The organism is Nitrospira sp. KM1 (assembly GCF_011405515.1).
Taxonomy (GTDB): domain Bacteria; phylum Nitrospirota; class Nitrospiria; order Nitrospirales; family Nitrospiraceae; genus Nitrospira_C.
On the sequence record NZ_AP022671.1, the window covers coordinates 2561033 to 2582843 of the forward strand.

The 21811-nt window shown below is 55.3% G+C and carries 22 protein-coding genes and 1 tRNA gene; 8 read left to right on the forward strand and 15 right to left on the reverse strand.

From position 1 onward, the window contains the following. The first annotated feature begins 12 nt into the window (after nt 1-12). From W02_RS11855 to W02_RS11875, 5 genes are all read left to right on the forward strand, one after another. Complete coding sequence (locus W02_RS11855) at nt 13-852, forward strand: DUF4412 domain-containing protein (protein WP_173047942.1); 840 nt, start codon at nt 13-15, stop codon at nt 850-852. Nucleotides 853-881: 29 nt separating this feature from the next. Continuing rightward, nucleotides 882-1535, forward strand: coding sequence for a DUF4412 domain-containing protein (locus W02_RS11860; RefSeq protein ID WP_173047944.1), 654 nt, complete (start codon nt 882-884; stop codon nt 1533-1535). Nucleotides 1536-1645: 110 nt separating this feature from the next. Beyond that, complete coding sequence (locus W02_RS11865; RefSeq protein ID WP_173047946.1) at nt 1646-2641, forward strand: chromosome partitioning protein ParB; 996 nt, start codon at nt 1646-1648, stop codon at nt 2639-2641. Nucleotides 2642-2712: 71 nt separating this feature from the next. After that, nucleotides 2713-3063, forward strand: coding sequence for a 4a-hydroxytetrahydrobiopterin dehydratase (locus W02_RS11870; RefSeq protein WP_173047948.1), 351 nt, complete (start codon nt 2713-2715; stop codon nt 3061-3063). Between the two features lie 33 nt (nt 3064-3096). Beyond that, nucleotides 3097-4950, forward strand: a complete 1854-nt coding sequence (locus tag W02_RS11875) for a RiPP maturation radical SAM C-methyltransferase (protein ID WP_173047950.1) — start codon at nt 3097-3099, stop codon at nt 4948-4950. 57 nt (nt 4951-5007) lie between these two features. On the opposite strand, the gene W02_RS11880 is transcribed toward W02_RS11875, so the two are convergent. The 4 genes from W02_RS11880 to lpxC form a co-directional block, all read right to left on the reverse strand. Then, a complete protein-coding gene (locus tag W02_RS11880) occupies nt 5008-5340 on the reverse strand; it encodes an arsenosugar biosynthesis-associated peroxidase-like protein (protein ID WP_173047952.1) in 333 nt (110 codons plus the stop codon). A gap of 66 nt (nt 5341-5406) precedes the next feature. Next, nucleotides 5407-5691: a hypothetical protein gene (locus W02_RS11885; protein ID WP_173047954.1), complete on the reverse strand. Its 285-nt coding sequence runs from the start codon at nt 5689-5691 to the stop codon at nt 5407-5409. Between the two features lie 95 nt (nt 5692-5786). After that, nucleotides 5787-6605: an inositol monophosphatase family protein gene (locus W02_RS11890; RefSeq protein ID WP_197742003.1), complete on the reverse strand. Its 819-nt coding sequence runs from the start codon at nt 6603-6605 to the stop codon at nt 5787-5789. Nucleotides 6606-7278: 673 nt separating this feature from the next. Then, complete coding sequence (gene lpxC / locus W02_RS11895; protein WP_370467928.1) at nt 7279-8247, reverse strand: UDP-3-O-acyl-N-acetylglucosamine deacetylase; 969 nt, start codon at nt 8245-8247, stop codon at nt 7279-7281. A 337-nt stretch (nt 8248-8584) separates the two neighbouring features. On the opposite strand from lpxC, the gene W02_RS11900 reads away from it, so the two are divergent. Further along, nucleotides 8585-9529 carry a glutathione S-transferase family protein gene (locus W02_RS11900; RefSeq protein ID WP_173047956.1) on the forward strand — a complete coding sequence of 315 codons (945 nt, stop codon included), beginning with the start codon at nt 8585-8587 and terminating at the stop codon, nt 9527-9529. A gap of 161 nt (nt 9530-9690) precedes the next feature. Here W02_RS11900 and W02_RS11905 read toward each other — a convergent pair whose 3' ends face one another. From W02_RS11905 to rplI, 8 genes are all read right to left on the reverse strand, one after another. After that, a complete protein-coding gene (locus W02_RS11905) occupies nt 9691-10317 on the reverse strand; it encodes an OmpA family protein (protein WP_173047957.1) in 627 nt (208 codons plus the stop codon). 318 nt (nt 10318-10635) lie between these two features. Next, nucleotides 10636-11463: a trehalose-phosphatase gene (gene otsB, locus W02_RS11910; RefSeq protein WP_173047958.1), complete on the reverse strand. Its 828-nt coding sequence runs from the start codon at nt 11461-11463 to the stop codon at nt 10636-10638. Continuing rightward, the gene (locus W02_RS11915) at nt 11460-13709 is read right to left on the reverse strand and encodes a trehalose-6-phosphate synthase (RefSeq protein ID WP_173047959.1); all 2250 of its coding nucleotides are present in this window, start codon (nt 13707-13709) and stop codon (nt 11460-11462) included. Before W02_RS11915 ends, otsB begins: the two co-directional genes overlap by 4 nt. Before the next feature lie 421 nt (nt 13710-14130). Further along, nucleotides 14131-14802 carry a response regulator transcription factor gene (locus W02_RS11920; protein WP_173047960.1) on the reverse strand — a complete coding sequence of 224 codons (672 nt, stop codon included), beginning with the start codon at nt 14800-14802 and terminating at the stop codon, nt 14131-14133. After that, nucleotides 14789-15898: a sensor histidine kinase gene (locus W02_RS11925; protein ID WP_173047961.1), complete on the reverse strand. Its 1110-nt coding sequence runs from the start codon at nt 15896-15898 to the stop codon at nt 14789-14791. The genes W02_RS11920 and W02_RS11925 overlap by 14 nt, the downstream gene beginning before the upstream one ends. A 99-nt stretch (nt 15899-15997) precedes the next feature. After that, nucleotides 15998-16462, reverse strand: coding sequence for a transcriptional regulator NrdR (gene nrdR / locus W02_RS11930; RefSeq protein ID WP_173047963.1), 465 nt, complete (start codon nt 16460-16462; stop codon nt 15998-16000). A 30-nt stretch (nt 16463-16492) separates the two neighbouring features. Continuing rightward, on the reverse strand, nt 16493-17755 hold the full coding sequence (gene glyA / locus W02_RS11935) for a serine hydroxymethyltransferase (RefSeq protein WP_173051466.1): 1263 nt from the start codon (nt 17753-17755) through the stop codon (nt 16493-16495). Nucleotides 17756-17777: 22 nt separating this feature from the next. After that, the gene (gene rplI / locus W02_RS11940) at nt 17778-18245 is read right to left on the reverse strand and encodes a 50S ribosomal protein L9 (RefSeq protein WP_173047965.1); all 468 of its coding nucleotides are present in this window, start codon (nt 18243-18245) and stop codon (nt 17778-17780) included. Nucleotides 18246-18416: 171 nt separating this feature from the next. Between rplI and W02_RS11945 the strand changes: the two genes are divergently transcribed. Next, nucleotides 18417-19853 (forward strand): hypothetical protein, encoded by a 1437-nt coding sequence (locus tag W02_RS11945; RefSeq protein WP_173047967.1) that lies wholly within the window; start codon nt 18417-18419, stop codon nt 19851-19853. 128 nt (nt 19854-19981) lie between these two features. Next, nucleotides 19982-20068 (forward strand) — tRNA-Leu (locus tag W02_RS11950). Nucleotides 20069-20072: 4 nt separating this feature from the next. On the opposite strand, the gene W02_RS11955 is transcribed toward W02_RS11950, so the two are convergent. Genes W02_RS11955 through W02_RS11965 form a run of 3 tightly spaced genes read right to left on the reverse strand, consistent with a single transcriptional unit; the run spans nt 20073 to nt 21808 of the window. Continuing rightward, nucleotides 20073-21209: a site-specific integrase gene (locus tag W02_RS11955; RefSeq protein ID WP_173047969.1), complete on the reverse strand. Its 1137-nt coding sequence runs from the start codon at nt 21207-21209 to the stop codon at nt 20073-20075. Nucleotides 21210-21212: 3 nt separating this feature from the next. Continuing rightward, nucleotides 21213-21422: a helix-turn-helix domain-containing protein gene (locus tag W02_RS11960; protein ID WP_173047971.1), complete on the reverse strand. Its 210-nt coding sequence runs from the start codon at nt 21420-21422 to the stop codon at nt 21213-21215. A gap of 47 nt (nt 21423-21469) precedes the next feature. After that, nucleotides 21470-21808 (reverse strand): hypothetical protein, encoded by a 339-nt coding sequence (locus W02_RS11965; protein WP_173047973.1) that lies wholly within the window; start codon nt 21806-21808, stop codon nt 21470-21472. Between the last annotated feature and the right edge of the window lie 3 nt (nt 21809-21811).

A 21811-nucleotide genomic window follows, 5' to 3' on the forward strand; every position in this document is an offset into this window, starting at 1 on the left:
AGAGGAACAATCATGCGGCAAGCCTATCGATGGGTGTTAGGTTGTACGATCGTGTTGGCATGGTCTGCGGGGGTGTCCGCCGGCGACTTCGAAGGCATTCTGCACATGAAGACCGCGAGGCCGACCGCCGCCGCTGAAAGCAGCACGACCACCTATTACATCAAGGGCGATATGGCTCGGTTCCAGTCGGAGCGTCATGATGGAGAAGGTCGAGTGGTGATTGTGGACGGTCAGAAGCATTCGATGATCATGCTGACTCCGGAGAAAAAGGTTGCGGTAGAGATCAGCCTTGAAAAACTGGGATCTGCGGCCGAGCACATGAAGGACACCCTCGACAATCTGGTTGTCGAGCGCACAGGCAAGACCGAGACGATTGCGGGCTATACTTGCAGTATCTGGCGAATCAGCGACAAAGAATCGAAGAGACTGGAGCACGAAGTCTGTGTAGCCAAGGGGTTCGGAAAGTCCTCTTCGTTTTTTCTTGACCCCAAGCGACTGCAGCAGTCATCCCAGCCTGCGTGGGTCAAACAATTAGTGAATGAAGGAGGATTCGCCCTTCGGTCACGGATGTTCGACCATGATGGAAAGGAAATATCGCGCATGGAGGTGACGGCCATTGAGAAGAAATCCCTCGACCCCAGTCTCTTTACGGTTCCGAGTGATTATACGCGTCAGGACATGAGCGAAATGGCCAATAGGATGAAGGCGATGCAGGAGCAGATGCGTCAGGCTCGAGAGCAGAACGAACGAGGCGCCCGCGAAGGGGGAGCGGACGCACAAAAGGACATGCGGGAGATGATGAAGCAATTCGGAGAGATGATGAAAAAGAAGCAGCCACAAAGCAGTCAGTAACGTCATTCATGCCTAGCAGGACAAAGAGGATGAGCGCGGGAGTATGGTTGACGGCTATCTGGATTTGTGTTCTCGTCTTTCCGGGAATTCCGACGGGCGGACAGGCCGGCGGATTTGAAGGTGTCATTACGGTCAATGAAACCTCGGAGGGCGCCGTCACGACTCAACGGTTTTATTTCAAAGGCGAGAAGCTGCGGCTCGATGATGGCGAGAATGGGTTTACAGTGTGGGATGCCCGACATCAGGGAGGATTCTACGCCGATCCTGAAGACAAGTCGTATACCGTCATGTCATCGAGCGAGCGGAACCTTCCGGACGTGAAGAGCGCATTCGAGCAGCTCACCGTCACCAAAACGGGGAAAAGCGAGAAGATCGGTGGCCACGCCTGTGAGGTCTATCTCGCAACGGACACATCGGATGGCAGTACGAGCGAATTTTGCCTTGCCAAAGGACTGAGCAATGCCGCCTTGTATGCCATGATTGGCGGCGGACCGGGGGGAGCTGGATTCCCAGCCTGGGTTCACGAATTAACGAAAGACGGTGGTTTTCCTTTGCGCACGGTGGATCGCGACAAACATGGTAAAGAGGAATCCCGCTCCGAAGCCACTCAGATCGAATCCAAACGTCTTGACGAGAGCGTATTTGCCCCGCCAGTGGGTTTCAAACGAATCGAAGCGCGCTAAGGACCGCTTCGCCCGTACTTTCGGTTTATCTGGACCAGCATGTAGGATGATCGAAGCACAACGTTCGAACCTCTTTTCGGTTCCTTCACACCACTTGCTGCAGGAGCGTGATGGCTAGAGTTGCCTCAAAAAATCCCTCGAGCCGTAAACCGAAAAAACGGCGAAAACCCGCGGGGGCTTCGGTGGGGCTGACTGCCGGAGAGCTGCAATCGGCGGTTCCGCCTGATGGGGTGCCCCAGTTGCGCGGATTCATCGAGGCGGACGGGGGAGCCGTCCTGGCTGCATACCGTGAGCCTTACGGCGGCCGCTGGCTGATCTTGGCATCCTTGCCTATCGACTTGGTTGAGCCGACCCCTTATCAACGGAATCTGTCAGATACCCATGTCCGAAGGTTGGAAGGAGTAATCGGAAAGATCGGCAGGTTCCTGGACCCGATCATTGCGGTGCGACTCCCGAAAGCGGGCCAAACGGCAAAGTACTGGACTCCGAACGGGAATCACCGGCTGTCGGCCATGCGAACACTGGGGTCTTCGAGTATCGTGGCGCTCATCGTGCCGGAACCCTCCGCCGCCTATCAGATTCTCGCGTTGAACACGGAAAAGGCCCACAATCTCCGCGAAAAGGCGATCGAGGTGGTCCGCATGTATAAGGAACTTGCGCAGCTTGGCGAGGCCACCGAGGCGGCCTACGCGCTGGAATTTGAGGAGCCCACCCTCATTACCCTTGGTCTGTGTTACGAAGAACGTCCCCGATTCAGCGGCGGGGCCTACCATCCCTTGCTCAAACGAGTGGAAACGTTCCTTGAGCAGCCTATGCGGACCGCCATTGAAGTAAGGAGAAAACGTGCGCTCACCCTACTCAACCTCGATGATCTTGTGATCAAACAGGTCGAGGCGCTCAAATCCAAGGGGCTAACGAGTCCCTATTTGAAAAGTTTTGTTGTGGCTCGGGTGAATCCGATCCGTTTTCGCCCCAAAGATGCCCCCGCCCTCTCTTTTGATGATGTCATGGAACGTATGATCAGTGCAGTTGGGAAGTTTAATCCCGACAAGATCAAGATGGACGACCTCGCCAAATCGGGAGGTGCGCCGGACGAGGCAGAGTAAGCCTTTTCCCACCTTGTTTCTCCGAGCAGCCGCCCCTTAGAATGATTGTTCTTTCCTGAAGGAGGCTCTCAATGGCTCTAGCTGATCAGACATGTATTCCCTGTCGAGGCGGAATACCGCCTCTCCCTCAAGAACGGATCCAAGCACTACTTAAGGAGGTAGACAGAGGGTGGGCGCTCAACGCCAAGGGGCACCTCGAACGGGCCTACACCTTCAAGGATTTTGCCCAGGCACTTGCCTTTGCCAACGCCGTCGGTTCTATCGCCGAGGCCGAGGGGCATCACCCGGATCTGTACCTCGCCTGGGGCACCTGCAAAGTAGAAATCTGGACTCATAAGATCAACGGGATCACGGAAAGCGACTTTTATCTGGCCGCGAAAGCCGACCGGGCCTTCGAGCCGTTTCAGGCGAAGGGCGGCTGACACACCAACCAAGTGTTCAGGCGTGAGGGACCGATGAGTGACGAAGCCCGTGTGGCCCTCGTCAACATGCCGTTTAGTTACTCCAAGTATCCTTCTATTCAACTCGGTGCTCTCTCTGCCCTCCTTAAATCTCAAGGCATTCCGGTCGATTGTCATCACTTGAATGTGCGCTTCGCGCACACGATTGGCGTGCCGTTGTATGAAATGATCTGCGAGAAGCGGGCGCTGTTCGGTGAATGGCTCTTTTCCTATCTTTTGTTCCGCGAGAATCCGAAACGGGCTGAGTATCCGCGAGTCTTCAAGCCTGTCTTCGAGCAAATAGCCCAAGCCAGCGGACATGCCGTCGGCTATTTCGAAGACATGGCGACTCGCCTCGTGCCTCAATTTCTGACCGGTATGCTGACCTCAATTGATTGGAGCCGATACCAGCTGGTCGGTTTCACCTCCACCTTTGATCAGAATGTGGCCAGCCTGACCATGGCGAAGCTGATCAAAGATCTCTATCCCGATGTGATCACCGTGTTCGGAGGCGCCAACTACGACGGGGAGATGGGGTTGGAATATTTCAGGGCGTTTTCCTTCATCGACCACGTCGTGGTCGGCGAAGGGGAGGAGACGTTCCCGGCGCTGGTCCGACAAATTCTGGACGGGAAGACGGGCGGCTATCCTCACGGAGTCGCATATCGGGAAGACGGCCGGATCCGCTTCACTCCGAACACGTCTCTGTTTACGAATTTCACGAAGACCGGTCCCCCCGATTATGACGACTACTATCACCTTCTGACCGAGTTGGGAGATGCGGCCCAGGGTCTCGACCGTATCTTATTATATGAAGGTTCGCGAGGATGCTGGTGGGGGGAGAAGCATCACTGCACATTTTGTGGCCTCAACGCGCAAAGCATGAAGTTCAGGGCCAAAACGTGTGAACAGGCGGCGCAGGAAATGACCTACCTCTCCCATCGGTACGACACCGCCCGGTTTCGACTCGTCGATAACATCATTGACATGAGGTACATCGACAATCTGTTCGGGAAGTTTGCCAGCGATCATTGCGATCTGGACGTCTTCATCGAAACCAAGAGCAATCTTCACAAGAGTCAGATCAAAACCCTGGCGGCAGGCGGGGTCAAATGTATGCAGCCAGGGCTGGAAAGTTTGAGCCCGAACCAACTGAAGGCGATGGATAAGGGCGCCACGCCGATGCAGAACATCATCTGTTTGAAGTGGAGCTTTTATTACCGCGTGACGGTGTCCTGGAATATACTGCTGGGGTTTCCTGGTGAAACCAATGAGGACTATCGGCGACAAATCGAATTGATTCCTTCCTTGTTGCATTTGCAGCCACCTGAATCGACCGGGAAGTTTTGGCTGGAACGATTCAGTCCGTATTTTTCACGACCCCATGAATATGGTGTTCGCATCACCGGCGCCGGCCTGGCCTATCAATACGTGTATGACGTGCGTCAGGTGGATGTGAAGAAAATCGCCTATGATTTTGAATATGACCTCGAGAATTGGTCGGTCGACCCGCACGTCTATCAGGAATTAGTCTCGGTGATTGAAGGGTGGCAGCGACTGCACAGCTCGAACGATCGACCCTTCCTGTACTACTCGAAGGCGATCAATTATGTGACCGTCTATGACGGCAGAAATCCGAAAGCCCCGGTCCGGCGGCGCTACGATGGATTGGCGGCCCGAGTGATCGAAGTGTGCAACGAGACCGCAAAAAGCCCGGATCAGATTCGTACGGCCCTCTCAGATCAAGGGACAGGCGATCCGGTGCATGAGCTGTCTCTCGTCTTGAACGATCTGGTCAACAGCCGGGTACTCTACGAAGAGCGCGAGAAGTACTTTACCTTAGCTGTTCCTGAATACCCGTATCTGTGACACGCGTACGATGTGGTGTTCTGGCGTGGGCAGGTCGGGGCTGAAGCAGCCGCTGTATTACATCGAGAGCTTTTCAGCGACGTTGCGCATTTGCACGCCATGCACGAGAGAAGCTCCCCCACGGATGGCGCAGGCGACGTGAACGGCTTCCGTCATCTCTTCGACGTTTGACCCCTTTTCCAAGGAAGCCTGCGCATACGCGTCAATACAGTACGGACATTGCACCGCGTGGGCCACAGCCAAGGCAATCAGTGCTTTCTCCCGTTCGGTCAAGGCGCCTTCGGCAAATACGGCTGAATAATAGCCCATGAATTTTTCCCACAACGCCGGATTGCCTTTGCCCATGTCCCCAAACTTACCCAGATCATGCGGATGGTAATAGGTGTCCATCAACAGCTCCCTCCGTCAATAAGTCGTTCTGGATCTGCCCATTTGAACGGTGAAGCGGACGAGGAGTCACGCATTGCTCGAAGGATCAGGCTCCGCCCGCGATAGCACCTGGGCAAAGCGATTTCCCACGATGCCGGAGATCTTGCCCATCAAGTTCGTGATCTCCTGCCATTCATGCGGAAGCAAATCCTGCTTCAACTGAGGATGAATCGCCCATTGAGCGTCTACCTGGGTGCCCTGGCGACTGACCAGCACGCGAAGCAGCTCGACATCCCATGTGGTCGATTCAGCTCCGGCTGGTTGGGACGGATTGCCATTGGACTGCCCGGACGGAGGGGTGGATGTTGCCATGCTCGATACTCCTTGTGAGTGGAATCTTTCGTAAGCATATCGTATCCGGATTCGTCCTGTACATCCTCAGAATGAGTCCGGTACCGAACGGCCAATCAGTCTTGAAAAAGACTGTCCTTGATGACCCTCAACATGGCGGAGTGGATCAATCCATTACTGGCAACCAGTTCAGGCTGGTGGATCGAATGGGGGTTTCCGTGCAAGTCGGTGATCATTCCCCCGGCTTCACGAAGGATCAGGGTACCACCTGCCATATCCCACGGGCTGAGTTGAATTTCCCAGAAACCGTCGAACCGCCCCATTGCCACGTAGGATAGATCAAGGGCTGCGCTACCGGTTCGGCGCAGACCTTGGGCCCTGAGCGCGAAGCGTGAGAAATGATCCAGATTGTTGCGAGGGGTCTCGCGGATATTGTAAGCAAATCCTGTGACCAAGAGGGCGCGATCAAGCACGTGAGTATCTGAAACCCAAACGGGGCGTCCGTTGAGACGGGCGCCACCGCCCGCGGTCGCCGTAAACAACTCGTCTCGCGTTGGATCAAAGACGACCCCCACCTGTCCCTGCTCATCATATTCAATTCCAATCGAGACGGCATACATCGGAAAGTGATGGGCGAAGTTGGTCGTGCCGTCGAGTGGATCGATGATCCATCGATATCGTGAATCGGTCCGGGTAGCCGAACCGCGTTCTTCAGCAAGGATCCCGTGACTGGGAAAATGCGCATGGATGCAGTCGATGATACATTGTTCCGCGGCATGATCCGCGTCGGTCACCAAGTTGATCGGATTCTTATGCTCGATGCGAAATCCGGTCTCGGCGTAGTCCTGGAGCAGGGCGCCGGCCTTGCGTGCGGCTGCGACAGCCACAGACATCAATTGATCGGATGGAACGATCGGATCTGATTCCATGCGCATGGCGACGAAGTGTCATCCTACCATGTTGAGACATGTTGAGAAGGGTCATGCCGTCCGGTCGTGCATCGTGATCGATGAACCGATCATGTCTTCGCAGGTGACAAATCCTGTGCCCTCTATTGACATGCTTGGCCAGCAAGACTATAAAGCAACAAAATCGTATTGGGAGTCCATCGTTGGAAGAAGTCGCCGACACCATCGTCGGTCTGGTCCAGCGGATCAATGCCGATCAGTCCCGGCCGCTCCGGACTCAAGTTCTCTCACGTCAACTATCCGAAGCGGCTCACTCAATTGCCTTCCGTGAAGATGTTGAGGCAGTTCTCAAATCATCTGAGATCACTTCTGACAGATTTCCAACATCGATGCGAAGAGATGATACCGCTTACTCAATAATGAAAGTTGTGCGGTTCCAGGATGGACGCACTCTGAGGGGCGCTTGGTTGCAAGGTAATGTGTGGCTGTCGATCGAGTGAAATTCAACAATCGCGAAGGGAGGTGAGAGTCTTGGCGACGAAGAAAGCAGCAAAGAAGAAAAAGAAGTAACCCCGCCTCGATTCTAGCGTCGGGGGCGAGGCCACTCGTTCCCGACGTTATACTTCCTCTGATATGAATAACCGACAGACCGTTCGGGCGAAGCCTGTGGACTCGCCGTAGGCGATGGAAGCGCGTTTCCTTATGAGGCGGGCTGAAGCGTTGCGAGTGGAACCGGACGGGATCCAACTAAGACCGTGTGTTTGAGTTCCGACTGGGGAATCGAATGCTCAGCATTGAGCAGGACCCAACAATCAGGGTGCGTCAGGATCTGTTTCACCAGTTTGGTATGTAAGGCATGGCCGGACCGATCGGCAATGAGATGGCCGATAAAGGGAGCACCAAGGAGAGAAAAATCACCGATCAAATCCAAGACCTTATGCCGAACGAATTCATCGGAGAAGCGGAGCCCGGTTTCGTTCAACATACCGTCCTTTGAGAGGACGATCGTATTATCTAAATTTCCACCCCGGCCGAGTCCACGCGCCCAGAGCGCCTCCACTTCGTGCAAAAATCCGAATGTGCGGGCGGAAGCAATTTCAGACTCGAAGGCATCGGCAGAGTGTTCATATTCATAGGTTTGTGTGTCGATGAATGGGTGATTATACTGGATCGAATACGTGATTTTCGGCATCGATGAAGGTTCAATACGAATTGAACGGACGCCATCCACAATTTCTAATGGCTGCGTAATCTTGATGTATGGTTGGCGCTTCGGTTGAGACACCAGGCCGGCTGCTTTGATCAAACGGACGAAGTGAGCCGAACTGCCGTCCATGACCGGAGCTTCTCCTGCGTCGATCTCCACGAAAACGTTATCGACATTCAAGCCTGCGAGGGCGGCCAAAACGTGTTCGATGGTTTTGACTTGAAATCCATTTCCGCTGATGGCGGTACATAATTCCGTGGGAACGAGGTGTTCGACGGATGCAGCCAGAGATGCTCCAGCATGCCCATTGCGGTTCACAAATACGACTCCCGTATCTACAGGAGCAGGGCGTAGCACCATTGTGACGGGGTGACCTGAATGAAGGCCAGTCCCTGTACAACTTATTGAATTGGCTAAAGTCTGCTGAAGTCTCACAGTGCATCCTCCGTAAAAATCACCCACTGGCTACAGCAACTCATGTGCCAACATTTTTGTCATAGTATTGGGATTTATAAAGCATTAATAATATTCATGTTTATGAACATTTATCTGAAATATAGCATTGTTGTAAAAACATTACACATGTGACTTTTAAATGGATTTTGAAGAACTGATAATCGATCGCAAGCGAATATTAGAACTTCAAGGAATGGAATACTTCTCAATTTATACCAGAGGTTCCAGATGGTGGCTTGCCGTTCCTACTACTATTATCCTGCGCCGTCCACGGCAGGGTTCTCCTCTGTCCTAGAAAATTGGCCTGTGTAATACTGCGTATTAGGAAAGGTCTTTCAAAACAATGATCGAGCACGCACAGTTTCCAGGCGAGCAAACCGAGGCGGGTGAATTCAAGCGACAAGACGACGTATTTCGTAACTGGGTAACAGACGGAGGAGAGTCTGGCTATCCACCTGAGTCAAATCGCTACCATCTTTATGTCTCGTGGGCCTGCCCTTGGGCTCATCGCACCATTATTGCCAGGAAATTAAAGAAGCTTGAAGGCATAGTCGGAATGACTGTGGTGGACCCGCTGCGCAACGATCGGGGATGGGCATTCCGCGAAGGACCTGGTCATTCAGCCGACACCATTAACGGATTCCGCTATCTGCGTGAGGCCTACCAGGCCACCGCTGATGATTACCGAGGGCGCGTGACCGTGCCAGTCCTATGGGATAGATCGACCAAACGAATCGTCAGCAATTCCGATGACGATATCATGCGAATGTTCAACAGCGCATTCAATCGATTGACGGACAGTCTCATCGATCTCTATCCGCCCCCACTTCAACGAGACATCGATGCGATGAACGAGTTTATCTACGAGAATGTGAACGACGGTGTCTATCGGGCAGGATTTGCGACGGCGCAAGGGATCTATGAAAAAGCGGTGCGCCGACTATTTGATGCATTGGATCAACTTGAGGCAAGGCTTTCAAGCCGGCGTTATCTTTTCGGAGCTAAGGCTGTCGAGACCGACTGGCGTCTGTTCGTGACCCTTGTCCGGTTCGACGCGGTGTATCACGGGCATTTCAAGTGCAACATTCGAAGAATCATCGACTATCCGAACCTGTTCGGATATCTCAAAGACCTCTATCAAATTGACGGTATCGCCGATACGGTGAACTTCGATCATATCAAACGTCACTATTACATCACCCACGATGACATCAATCCGACGAGGATCGTACCAGTCGGTCCTGACCAGAACCTCCGCGCGCCGCACGGACGCCACAAGCTGGTGTGAAGCAGCTGGTTACAGGGGCCTCATCCGGCTTCCATAGCGTTCATCCGCTTGGCGATTTCGCGCAGGTGGATGGACCTACAAGCGCAGCTCTCAGCCCTCTCTAGGTTGAGTTTGATTCGGCAAGTGGACCGGCGCCTGTCCGCAGTCCGTTGCGGTCCCGCTTACCGTAGAACGAAATGCGCGCGTCGGTTTTTCTGCCAACAGGTATCTTCGTGTTCTTTGCAGAAGGGCCTGATTTCTCCATAGCTGATGATTTTCATCCGTGAAGCAGGAACGCCGAGTTCTTCAAGATATTGTTTGGTCGAACGGGCACGCTTCTCACCGAGCACCAGGTTGTAAGCCAGGGTCCCACGTTCATCGCAATGCCCTTCAATCAATAACGTGTTCCCTTTAGAACGCATGAGCCGGGATGCGTTCGCTTCCAGAATCTCCTGAGCATCTTTTCTGATCGTGAACCGGTCATAATCAAAATAGATATCATCGATATCCGTCTCCTCGGATTCCGCGGAGGCAGGACCCTGGCGCGACGACCCCCCAGCCGCGGAAGAGGAAGAAGGGGCCAATGGAGCCCGCGCGGTTTCCATGGAGGTGCGTGGTTCCTCCGGAATGGTCGCCATGCGGTCAGGCTGGATTGTTTCGACCGGCGCCTCGGGCGCGGGACGTTTGGCGCCGGCAGCTTCGTCCCCCGCAGAAGAAAGGGCTCGCTTCCCGCACCCCGCAAGCAAGCCGAGTGCGCTCAGACATAACACGATTGCTGTAAGTTTTGGGCCGATCGAATCGCGCTTCATGCGTCACCTCGCAAGTGATGAGTTGGCATACAAATGTTCCGCTTTGTGTCAGCCTCCGCCGCACCGGCCATTCTGATTGGATGGTATTCCGGCCCGAGCCTATTCGGCATCTGATCCACTTGGGATCGATCACTCATGCCGACAGACATTGATCTCGGGAGTGATATCGGATTCGTGGTTCGCCGGTCGCTGCGGGTGCGAAGACCTTATGCGGTACGATAGGACGACACAGGGATATCTGTCAATGTTCCAGTTCAGGTTCCAAATCGCAGGGTGGTTGTCCCATTGCGCCAGACACCAGATGGCCGCAGCCCTCTGTTACAGATCGTTGGCCGCTTCTCTGGGCGCGTTCGGCTTTCGATCGTCTTCCTCGGCGGCCTCGGGGGTTCGGTCCATCCGGTGAACGAGAAAACGCAGAACCTCTTCTACCTCGCTCTGATGTTTCACATAAAACTTCGCATGTGACTCCGCGGCGCGCCCGACCCGGACTCCCATGATGATGCCGGTTTTCAGGGAGAACACGCTTTCATCGGTCTCATCATCACCCACGAAAAACAATCCGTCCCGTTTGAGCTGCTTGGTCAGTGCCAGGGTGGCCGAGCCCTTCGTCGCGTGCCCGGGAGGGAGGAGATTGACCGACCACTTGCCGGTAATGATGCGCGGAGCCGGCGTCAGTTGCTGAACGAGTCCCAGAATGGCGAGTTGCACTTTTGCAGGTTCTGCCGCATCCCGGAAGTGCAAGGTCAACGAGTAGCGCTTGTCCTCCACGTCGATTGACAAGGTCCGGAACGCTTCCGCAAGCTGCGTCGTCATGTGCCCTTTCCATTCAGCGCAGATACGTTCAGCAGTTCGTGCAAGCTGCGCGTCCGCAGCGGGACCTTCGATTCCATGATTACCGATCAAGTACGGAACGGTACCGGCAACTCGTGGCGTCAGATCCGCGACCGACCGGCCCGATACGATGGCGCACGGCGCTCGCTTGGCGAGTTCCTTCAGCCATTCGCTGACCGACCGAGGAATCTTCACGCCGTGACGGTTTGGTGAAAGAGGCGCCAGAGTGCCATCGAAATCGAAGGCATACAGGACCCGTTGTGACGCCACCGATCGCAACGCGCGACGGCCTTCAGCCGACAAGAGATAGATCATGCTTGTCCTCCAGTGGTCGTTCTGGCATCGCGAATGTTGGTCTGCCGTTCAATGCGGGCGCGCTGCCGCATCCGGGCGGCATCCATCAGCATCCGGCCCGCCCATCGATACACGTTGAACTCCTGGACGATGCCCCGCATGCTGGCCATCCGGGCGCGCTGCTCGCTCGCCGGCATAGTGAGAGCCAGATGCAGCGCAGCGGCGCACTGGTCGATATTGTACGGGTTCACCATCAGGGCGTCGGGAAGTTCGGTCGCCGCTCCGGTGAATTGGCTGAGTATCAGGACACCCTGTTCGTCATCCCGCGCTGCCACGAATTCTTTCGCGACGAGATTCATTCCATCATGGAGGCTGCTGACAATGCAAAAATCGGCTCCCCTGTAGTACGTCGTGACCTCCTCAGGATCGTGGTGCTCGATTCGTAAGAGAATGGGACGATTGCCGACTTTTCCAAACCGTCGATTGATTCGATCGGCCGCGGCCAGTACTTGCCGCGTGAGCTGTTGGTATTCATCGATTTTGGAACGGCTGGGCGCCGCGATCTGAAGGAAGGAGAAGGCGCCGATCCATTCGGGTTGCAATTCGAGCAACCGTTCGACGGCCAGAAACCGCTCCAATATGCCCTTCGTATAGTCCAGACGTTCCACCCCGACGCCGACTCGATGCGAGTGCGGGAGTCCATTGATCGCCCGGATATGTGTGCGGCAATCTTGAACGGCCGGTTGTTGAGACAGCCACCGGGTTGGCCACTCGATCGAAATCGGATAGTGCTTCACGGCAGTTTGTTTGCCTCCATGGGTGATCGTGGAACTATCCCAGTCGATGCGTGTTTCCAATGAACGGTCCACGGTATTGATGAAATTACTGCAATGGAACCGTGTGTGAAATCCAAGGATGCTGCTTCCCAACAGACCTTCGAGAATTTCACGATACCATGGACAGATGGCATACCGTTCAGGGTTTGGCCAGGGAATGTGCCAAAACGTGATGATGGTGGCATTCGGAAGATGGTCACGCACCAGTTTGGGAACCAACGCCAGGTGGTAATCCTGCACCAGTACGACCGGGTTATCGGTCTTCGCTTCTTCGACCACAGCCATGGCGAAGCGCTCGTTCATCGCGTTGTACTGCTCCCAATCCAATGACCTGAATACTGGACGAACATGTGCAAGATGGCACAGCGGCCACAGTCCCTCGTTGGAGAACCCGTAATAGTATCCCTCTTCCTCTTTTTGTGACATCCAAATTCGTCTTATGTCATACGAGGGCTGTGCGGGCGGCACCCGCACGTGATGACGCTCATCGACGACCTCTCGATCGGCAGTCCCACTGCCGTGGGCGATCCAAACGCCGGAACAGGCCCGCATGATGGGCTCTAATGCGGTAACGACCCCGCTCGCCGGCACCTGAACTTCGATATGTTGATCCCGCCGGTTGTGGATATAGGGCTGGCGATTCGAGACGATCAGCACTTCATCTCCCGCCAGATGGTCATGAAGGATGCTTCTCAGCGTCGCAGGGGTCCAGCTCATTTGACTCTCATCACGCATACGCTTGTCGGCTTCAAGGTCCTGGATCAGGCTCCTGAGATCCTGCGCGACCGGATGCAGTTCCGGTCCGTGCCGGTGATCTTTGATCAAGGCCGCCAATCCTTCTCCACTCAGCATTGCCCGGACGCCCTCAACCCATCCGCGCCAGCTGAGGTGAGCGATGAGCACGGTCACCAATGAAATCACTCCTCCGATGACGGCAAACAAGTAGAACAGGTACCACCTGGTATCGTTGCTTCGCCGGTGCACCCAGCTCATGTCATGCACCAGCATGAGGCGGCCGAGATCGCGCCCATAGCCTTGGATGCCGACGGAGGATACATGCACTGCTCCGCGCTCCAATTGGAGCACGGCGGTCTGATCCGCTCGAATAGCGTCGGCTCCGTCGCAGGGAATGGAATCAGGATACGTTTGGGTTCGGTAGGTCAGCTGGTTCGCCTGGTCACAGAAGCCGATGGCGAAAAGCCGCTCATCCTGAATGATCCGGTGAAAGTACGAGAGCAGTTTGGTCTTATTGTCCGTTGCCAGAAGTTCCGCAAGAGGACCCTCGGCAGTGCGGGCAATTAAGGTCGAGCGAATCTCGAGATCCCGCACAAACCATTTCAAGGTCAGCGAGTCGACCAGGGGGATGACACCATAGGCCAAGATAGCCAGGACCAGGGCCAGCGGCAGGATAAATCTCAAGGAGAGCGACATCCCGCTACCTCACATGCCCTTGGAGCGAGGATCGTTTCTCGGATTCGCGGTGAAGGTGATGCTCCACGTACAGTTCACAATTCTTCAATGCCTGGCCTTTGCACCTGGCTATCCCCTTGGGTCACCCGTGTACGTTACCGAATCTAAGGAGATTCTGCCATAACAGATCGTCACATCCCGCATGCGTATCTCAGGTGACCATGTGCATTTCGCCGGCCTTGGAGTGAAATCGTCCTGCGACCGCTGAGACGCACGGCATCGCGCGGCGCCCTTGATCGTGACATGAAACGCACGGAGGAACGACGGTGCGGATCCAACTACGAAATGCAGACCCTGGATAGCCGGAGACAGGGACATGGCACGGAGTCATGCCGGACGGCTGCACAGGAACAGCAATACGCGGTCGAGCCGCAGACGATGCTCACGGACGCGGGTCCAGCTCGATGAGACCTTTTCGAATTGCTAAAATGGCGGCCTGGGTCCGGTCGTAGACTTGGAGCTTGTGAAAAATATTTCGCACGTGGTTCTTGACCGTTTTTTCACTGAGGTCAAGGCTGTTCGCAATTTCTTTATTGGTCTTTCCATCTGCCACGAGCCGCAACACGGTGATCTCCCGCTCGGTGAGGTCATGTTCGACCCAGGCAGGCTTTTTCCCCTTCTTTTGTGCCATGAGTGAAAACTCAGCCAAAATCTTACTGGCGACCGAAGGATGAATGAGGGATTCTCCCCGGTAGATGGCCCGGATGGCGGCGACGATTTGCGAGGATTCTGAATCCTTCAGAAGATAGCCGGTTGCTCCGGCGCGGACCAGGTCGAAAATGTATTGTTGTTCCTCGTACATGGTCAATGCGACGATGCCGATGTGCGGGAATTCACGCTTGATCTGCCGGGTCGCTTCGACTCCGCCCATTCTGGGCATGCTGACATCCATCAGAATGACGTCTGGAAGCAGCGTCCGCGTCTTCTCGACCGATTCCATTCCGTCCTGGGCTTCGCCGACGACATGAATGTCGTCTTTGGTTTTCAAGATAGCGGCGAGTCCCTCCCGCACCACGCGGTGATCATCGGCAATCAGGACCTTAATCTTTTCCATTGTCCGGCCTCTCCTTTTTCCCTAGCGGCACGTCCACGATAATCGTCGTGCCACGCCCCTTCTTTGATTGGATCGTCGCCTCGCCTCCGACCAGTTTGGCTCGTTCCACGATGCCTCGAAGTCCGAAATGATCCCATTTCTCGGGATCGTGTAGCACTTGATCCATGTTAAAACCGATCCCGTTGTCGGCAATCGTCACGGTGAGCCGGTCAAAGTCGATGTCGAGCCGAACGGACACGCGATCGGCCTTGGCATGCTGAACCACATTGCTCAATGCTTCCTGGACGATGCGAAAGAGAAAAATCTTGGTACGCGGAAAGAGAATCTGTTCATCCCCGGAGACGTGAAATTCCGTTTTGATGCGATATTGTGTTTGATAAGACTTCAGATAATTCGTCAATCCGGGAATGAGCTCCATCTTATCGTATTGCAGCGGCCGCAGATTGAAGATGACCTGTCTGGCTTCCTGGATTGCCAGTTTCAGCTGTTCCTTGCTTTCGCGAAGGGTGGCAAGGCTCGCCTTGGGATTCTTACGGATGAGTTGTTGAGACAACTCCAATTTGAAGTTGACCCCGGCCAGACTTTGAACCAATCCGTCATGGATTTCGCATGCGATGCGCGTCCGCTCCTCTGTGACGGCCGTACCGGTTTCCTTCACGTACAGCCGGTACAACGACTGGTATTTATTAAGCGTCTTTTCAATTTCGGTCGTCGCGCGGATGCGGGCTTCAATAAGTTCCCACATGAATTTGGCGCTGGCCCCTCCGATGATCGTGACACCCATGCGGTGGAAATCCCGGAGAAACTGACCCACCTCGACATTGCCGGAGACGTCGATGATCAGATCGACCTCCTCCATCTCCAATAAGCGGCGGAAGTCCCGTGTGACGGGGATTTTCAATTGCTTGGCCAATATCAGCCCGCGCGCCTGAGGATCGTTATCGGCAATGCCGACGATTTTCACCAATGGATCCGTCGCAAAGATTTCCATGAGCGCCGTTCCTCCACGGCCGGCGCCGATGATGGCGACGTGCGTGGAACTGGACGCTCCCTTTTTTCGCGCGGTCCGTGATGACGTTGTTGAACCGGTCGGCATGGTCATATCCTGTAGGGATGCAGACGGCGGACTATCATGGTACGACGTGCGGCGGGAGACAAGAAAACGCGAGGGGTTCTCCGCCAGAAGGTTAGCCCGTCACCGTTCGCGGCGCTGCTGGGCCAGGGTTCTCAATTCGTCCATGAACTGATCGATGTCCTTGAACTCGCGGTAGACGGAAGCGAACCGAACGTACGCAACCTGATCCAGCTGATGTAGTTCCTTCATCAGTTCTTCCCCGACGATACGGCTCTCAATCTCGGTCTCTCCCATTTCCTGGATCCGCTTCTCGATGCGATCAGTCACGGCCTCGATCGTGGCGGTGCTGATCGGCCGTTTCTCGCATGCCTTCTTCAGGCCGGACAGGATCTTGGACCGGTCAAACCCCTCGCGACGTCCGTCCTTCTTCACCACGACCGGGAGGATTTCGTCGACCCGTTCATAGGTCGTAAAACGACGTTTGCATCCGAGGCACTCCCGACGCCGGCGAATCAATTCGCCTTCCTTCGCCATGCGCGAATCGACCACCTTGTCTTCCACCTCGTCACAAAACGGACATTTCACCGGCGGCGATCCTGTCGGTTCGGTGCGCGTTCAGTAGGCGTGAAAAATCGGAAAGCGGTTACACAAGGCTTTGGCTTGCACGCGGACTTCCTCCAGAACTGCTGAATCCTGGCGGTGTTGCAGGACCCGATCGACGAGCGCGACGATCTCGCTCATTTCCGATTCTTTCATGCCTCGGGTCGATACGATCGGCGTCCCCAACCTGATGCCGCTCGCGATGGCAGGAGGCTTCTCATCGTAGGGCACGGCATTTTTATTGACGATGATGCCGGCGGCATCCAGAGCAGCGTCCGCTTCCTTACCCGTGATGTTCTTGTTCGTCAGGTTGACGAGCATCAAATGTGTATCGGTGCCGCCTGAGACGATCTTATAACCCCGGTCGAGAAGCCCTTTGGCCAATGTCTTGGCATTGGCCGTCACCTGCTGCTGATAACGCTTGAATCCTGGTGAGAGTGCTTCCTTAAACGCAACCGCCTTAGCGGCGATCACGTGCATCAGTGGGCCTCCCTGCATGCCGGGAAACACGAATTTGTCCACAGCTTTGGCGTGATCCGCCTTGCACATCACGACTCCCCCGCGGGGACCCCGGAGCGTTTTGTGCGTGGTTGTGGTGACAAAGTCTGCGTAGGGGACCGGACTTGGATGGAGGCCCGCTGCGATCAGACCTGCAATGTGGGCGATGTCCACCATCAGATAAGCGTTCACGGACTGTGCAATCGCCTGAAACTTTGGAAAGTCCAGTGTACGAGCGTAGGCACTGGCTCCAACCACGATCATGCGGGGCCGGCATTCTTCGGCCAGCTTCCGGACCGCCTCGTAGTCGATCGTTTCGGTCTGCCGGTCAACTCCATAGGAGAAAGCCCGGAAAATCGATCCGGAAAAGTTCACTTTGCTGCCGTGTGTGAGGTGGCCGCCCTGGGCCAGATCCATACCGAGAATCGTGTCTCCTGGCTTGAGAACCGAAAGGTACGCCGCCATATTTGCCTGGGAACCGGAGTGGGCTTGTACGTTGACATGCTCGGCTCCGAACAGTTGTTTGCATCGTTCGATGGCGAGTTGCTCGACCGTATCGACGTGCTGACACCCGCCGTAGTAGCGCTTGCCTGGATAGCCCTCTGCGTATTTGTTCGTCATCAGGGAGCCTTGGGCGGCCAGTACCGCAGGACTGGCAAAGTTCTCCGATGCGATCAACAACAACTTATCCCGCTGCCGGACCTCTTCGGCCTCGATGGCGGCATACACATCGGGATCAGTGGCCTTGAGCGCGTCGAGTGAACCGACGGCGTCTTGCATGGACATGGATTCCTCGTTATGGCTAGGCAGTGGCCGTTTCGGGCTCTTGCTTTTTGACCACCCGGACGGTCACCGCGGCGGTCACATCGCGTGGGAGTTTCACGGGAACGGTAAAGCTGCCGAGTTCCTTGATGGGGTGCGGCAATTGAATCTTGCGGCGGTCGACCTCATACCCCTGTGCGGAAAGCCCTTCCGCGATATCTTTGACGGTGACGGAGCCGAACATCTTGTCGTCTTTACCGACTTGAGCCTCAACCGTCAACGTCACAGTGGAAATTTTCTTCGCATGCGCCTCGATCTCCAATTTCTCTTTCTTGGCCCGCTCGGTGGCAACCCGCTTGGCATGCTCGAAAGACTTGATATTCCGATCATTGGCAAGCACGGCCTTCTTCCGCGGAAGGAGAAAATTTCTCGCAAAACCGTCCTTGACGTCGATCAAGTCACCCAAGTGACCGACACCGTCCATCGTTTCTTGTAAGATGACTTTCATACCCCTAACTCCTTCTGTTGGAAAGTAAAAGAGGATACGTGGGGGTTTGGCAAAAGTCAATTCCGGTTCTTACCTGATCCCACTATCGGATGACCGGCCATCTGATCGATTGGCGCTGGACTAGGGTCGGACCAGGCCCGTATGATGCCCGCCGATTAGTCGTCCAGGAACATGATGATGAACGCGCGGGATCTCATCGACGTGTGGGTTGGGCAGCTGACCACCGAACAACAATGTCTGGCCGGTACCACCACTGACCAGCCGATTGCACCCGTCGGAGGCCGCCTGGTGCAGACGGTCGGAACCTTGTACCTGTATGAGATACGACTTCCCGAAGGCTCCGCACTGACGGTCGATACACCGCTTTCGATCGTCCCGTCCGATGAGACCGAACCAGCCGAGGGAATCGCGCTCAGTTGCCGGGAAAGCACCGCGCTCGTTCAAACGTTCGAATCTTTAGGCCCAACGTTCGACGGGGCGACGATCATTCCAGACCGTGCGGGCCTGCTCCAGACCTACGCCTCCAGACTAAAGGATATGCTGACGCAGGCGGATGCATACAGACTTGGACCAGCCGACCGGCTCGCTCCAATGCTTGAGGCCGGGTCAGCGACCGATACAAGTAGTGGCTCCTCTTCATCGATTCTTGCAACGTATTGGGCCAACGATCCTCTCCAGCGTCGGCAAACCATTGCCACGATGATCGTCGAATTGATCCGCGCCAATAAGCGCGTGCTCTTGATCTCTCACGATCATCACGGAGCCGACGAACTGGCTGGTACGGTGGCCCGAGCAATGAAAGCCGGCGGCTTGACCTATCGGACCTGGATGAGCCGCTACGAGATGAGCTTGGCACAACAGGCATCTGGCCTGTCCATTCAAGAATTGGGGTTTGAAGCGCAGATGCATCAATTTTACTCCAAGTCGCGGGCCGACAAAGCTGCGCTGCGGCGCAAGTATGAACGGTTTCGCGAGTTGACCCCTCTCCTCGCCCATAAGGCGCAGAAACAAAAAGATCTCGACGAAGTGCGTCTGTTGGAATGGCGACTGCTCACCCAGCTTGGCGAGCTTCAAGCCAAGACGAAGGAGGCTGAAACAATACTGACGGAGTACGAATCACTGCCGTTGCTGCGGCGACTCAGTATGCAGGCGGTTGGAAAAAACGTGGACTCATTGCATCAGTACATCGAGATCTACCGGAATCAGATGAGAGGGCTCACGAAAGAATTGGATATAGCCAAAGCTCGAATTTCAGCGTTGGTTCCTGAAGCCGCGGTGCCGAAGGACCTTCGGCCGGAATTCGAGGAACTGAAGGAAGATATTGTCCATTTAGGCGGGACAAAGAAAATCCGCGAACTCCTGGCCGCCGAAGAGAATACCAATCGGCAGGCCTTCATTCAAAACAGACGCCTCGTCATTACTACGGCCGCGCGAGTTCTGGGAGATTCTCTGTTCAGCCGGGTGAGGTTCGACGTGCTGATTGCTGACAATGCGCCATGGATATCTGCTCCCGGACTGCTTGGTGCAGCCGGGCTTGTGCGTGAGCGAATAGTACTCACCGGCGATCGACGTGACATCAATGTGGCCGGACAATGGGCGGCCACATAAGCACGGTGGTTGAATTGGATCTGGCATGATCATGCGCGGTAACTTGACGCAGGAGCTCACAATTCCGGATAATCCCTTCTGTTGAATCCTGGACCGGCTCACTGCACTCCATTTCAACACAGCATCATGCCGAAGTGGCGGAACTGGCAGACGCACTAGATTCAGGGTCTAGCGCCCGCAAGGGTGTCCGGGTTCAAATCCCGGCTTCGGCACCACCCATCAATCCTCGCTCCTATCAATACGATTCACCGTTTCATCGCTTCCTGCCATCGCGCCGTTTAAGACGGGCTCTTGCGTCGTTTCATGGCGGATTGTCATGTAACTGTCATGTGAGCGTTCCGAATCGGGGTCCAAGACCCTCACGGCCGAGGTCAGGTGTTTGGGGGATAGGTGAGCATAACGCAGGGTCATGGTCGGGGAAGTATGGCCTAACAGGTTACTGACCGTGGCCAATGGGACCCCCCTCATAATCAGCCAGGACGCAAAGGTATGGCGAAGATCGTGGAAGTGGAAGTCCGTCAGTCCTGCCGCTTCACAGGCCCGATCAAACGGGTGTCGCACATCCTCCCATCGGTGCCCCGCAGGATCGTGAAAGACCCATGGCACATCCGCTCGGGTGCGAAGCCCGCTAAAGACTCCCCATAAGGTCTCATTCAACGGAAGCGCTCGCGCCTTACCGTTCTTCGTTTGCTTGAGACGGATAAAGCCATGAGTCATATCAACACAGTCCCAGGTAAGTCCCAGCAACTCCCCTTTCCTCATCCCGGTATGAATGGCTGTCAGGACAATAGGCTTGAGCCAGCCTTCACAGGATTGGAGCAACCGTTCTGCTTCACTTTCCCCAGAGAGATACCGAAGCCGGCCGTCTGGCTCTTGATATTTCTTAATGGCGGTTAGTTCTTCCCGTGACATCTTCCGAAGGAGCTTCCACTCAACCGCCTTGCTCAAGGCATGCTTGAGAGTCGCCATTTCTCGATTGATGGTGGCCGGACCAACCTGTTCACTGAGTCGCTGCGCTCGGTATTGGTCGAGAACTTCCACCGTGAGGGAATGAATCGGAGGATTCCCCCACACGCGCTTGAAGTGGGCAAAGTGATATTTCTTCGTCGCCACTCCACGTTGGTGTTCGACAAAAGCGAGATACCGTGTCGCGAGCTCTTCTAGTCCTAGCGGCTTAATGGCTGGAGCAGGGAGAATGCCCTCCATGACTTCCCTCCGCCGCTCCGTGAGGCGGCCTCCCGCTTCCTTTTGATTGGAGGTCCTGCAGGATTCAAAACGCTGCTTCCCAAGCGCGTCAAAGTAGGTCATCCACCAGACGCGCCCCCGCTTATAGAGTCCCCGTGTTGAACGGGCCATAGGTCACTCACCTTTCTGGGGAGCGTGGTCCCCGATTAACTGGTTGAGTGTAATGCGTAACGCGCGACACAATTTCAGAACGGTGGACAGCTGCGGGTCGAGCTTGCCGGATTCCATTCTGACGATCGACACGTAATGCACCTTGGAGAGCTCCCCCAAGGCTCTGACGCTCAATCCCCGCTTCTGTCGCCATTCCTTCAGTCGAGTCTGCATAGGTGTATGGTAGCTATACGGCTACCATATGTCAAGGGGTGGGCGTGTCAGCTGGCATGGTCGTCTTCAGGTCCATCCTCTCCATTACTCGGCGGGTTAATAATAGTTGGAGGCTGAGACGGGCCATCCAGCTGGGGGGCCCGGTCGATGAGGACGCGAATGCTCTTGTCCGTCTCAATCTGGACCTTGGGCCGACCGTAGGCGTAGTAATGGAGGAGCACCTCCAGTTGCGGAGATTTCCCGCTGGCTAAGCGCTTGTGCAAACTAGCCTGGTACGCGGGGTCCTGGATGAATCCCAGGGCAATATTCTTAATATCGAGCGTGGCCCGGTTCTGCACGCCAGGTTTTCGGCCTCCGGTTTTCTGCTTTCCCTTCTGGAATGTCATCGT

Excerpts from the sequence above, each read along its gene's own strand:
- W02_RS11945 (WP_173047967.1), top strand. The coding sequence starts at position 18,417 with ATGATGATGAACGCGCGGGATCTCATCGACGTGTGGGTTGGGCAGCTG.
- W02_RS11960 (WP_173047971.1), bottom strand. The coding sequence starts at position 21,422 with ATGCAGACTCGACTGAAGGAATGGCGACAGAAGCGGGGATTGAGCGTC.
- W02_RS11860 (WP_173047944.1), top strand. The coding sequence starts at position 882 with ATGAGCGCGGGAGTATGGTTGACGGCTATCTGGATTTGTGTTCTCGTC.
- W02_RS11865 (WP_173047946.1), top strand. The coding sequence starts at position 1,646 with ATGGCTAGAGTTGCCTCAAAAAATCCCTCGAGCCGTAAACCGAAAAAA.
- W02_RS11885 (WP_173047954.1), bottom strand. The coding sequence starts at position 5,691 with ATGGCAACATCCACCCCTCCGTCCGGGCAGTCCAATGGCAATCCGTCC.
- W02_RS11855 (WP_173047942.1), top strand. The coding sequence starts at position 13 with ATGCGGCAAGCCTATCGATGGGTGTTAGGTTGTACGATCGTGTTGGCA.
- W02_RS11925 (WP_173047961.1), bottom strand. The coding sequence starts at position 15,898 with ATGCCGACCGGTTCAACAACGTCATCACGGACCGCGCGAAAAAAGGGA.
- W02_RS11900 (WP_173047956.1), top strand. The coding sequence starts at position 8,585 with ATGATCGAGCACGCACAGTTTCCAGGCGAGCAAACCGAGGCGGGTGAA.
- W02_RS11880 (WP_173047952.1), bottom strand. The coding sequence starts at position 5,340 with ATGGACACCTATTACCATCCGCATGATCTGGGTAAGTTTGGGGACATG.
- rplI (WP_173047965.1), bottom strand. The coding sequence starts at position 18,245 with ATGAAAGTCATCTTACAAGAAACGATGGACGGTGTCGGTCACTTGGGT.
- W02_RS11955 (WP_173047969.1), bottom strand. The coding sequence starts at position 21,209 with ATGGCCCGTTCAACACGGGGACTCTATAAGCGGGGGCGCGTCTGGTGG.
- otsB (WP_173047958.1), bottom strand. The coding sequence starts at position 11,463 with ATGATCTATCTCTTGTCGGCTGAAGGCCGTCGCGCGTTGCGATCGGTG.
- W02_RS11965 (WP_173047973.1), bottom strand. The coding sequence starts at position 21,808 with ATGACATTCCAGAAGGGAAAGCAGAAAACCGGAGGCCGAAAACCTGGC.
- W02_RS11920 (WP_173047960.1), bottom strand. The coding sequence starts at position 14,802 with ATGGAAAAGATTAAGGTCCTGATTGCCGATGATCACCGCGTGGTGCGG.
- W02_RS11915 (WP_173047959.1), bottom strand. The coding sequence starts at position 13,709 with ATGTCGCTCTCCTTGAGATTTATCCTGCCGCTGGCCCTGGTCCTGGCT.
- W02_RS11905 (WP_173047957.1), bottom strand. The coding sequence starts at position 10,317 with ATGAAGCGCGATTCGATCGGCCCAAAACTTACAGCAATCGTGTTATGT.
- W02_RS11875 (WP_173047950.1), top strand. The coding sequence starts at position 3,097 with ATGAGTGACGAAGCCCGTGTGGCCCTCGTCAACATGCCGTTTAGTTAC.
- W02_RS11870 (WP_173047948.1), top strand. The coding sequence starts at position 2,713 with ATGGCTCTAGCTGATCAGACATGTATTCCCTGTCGAGGCGGAATACCG.
- glyA (WP_173051466.1), bottom strand. The coding sequence starts at position 17,755 with ATGCAAGACGCCGTCGGTTCACTCGACGCGCTCAAGGCCACTGATCCC.
- W02_RS11890 (WP_197742003.1), bottom strand. The coding sequence starts at position 6,605 with ATGCGCATGGAATCAGATCCGATCGTTCCATCCGATCAATTGATGTCT.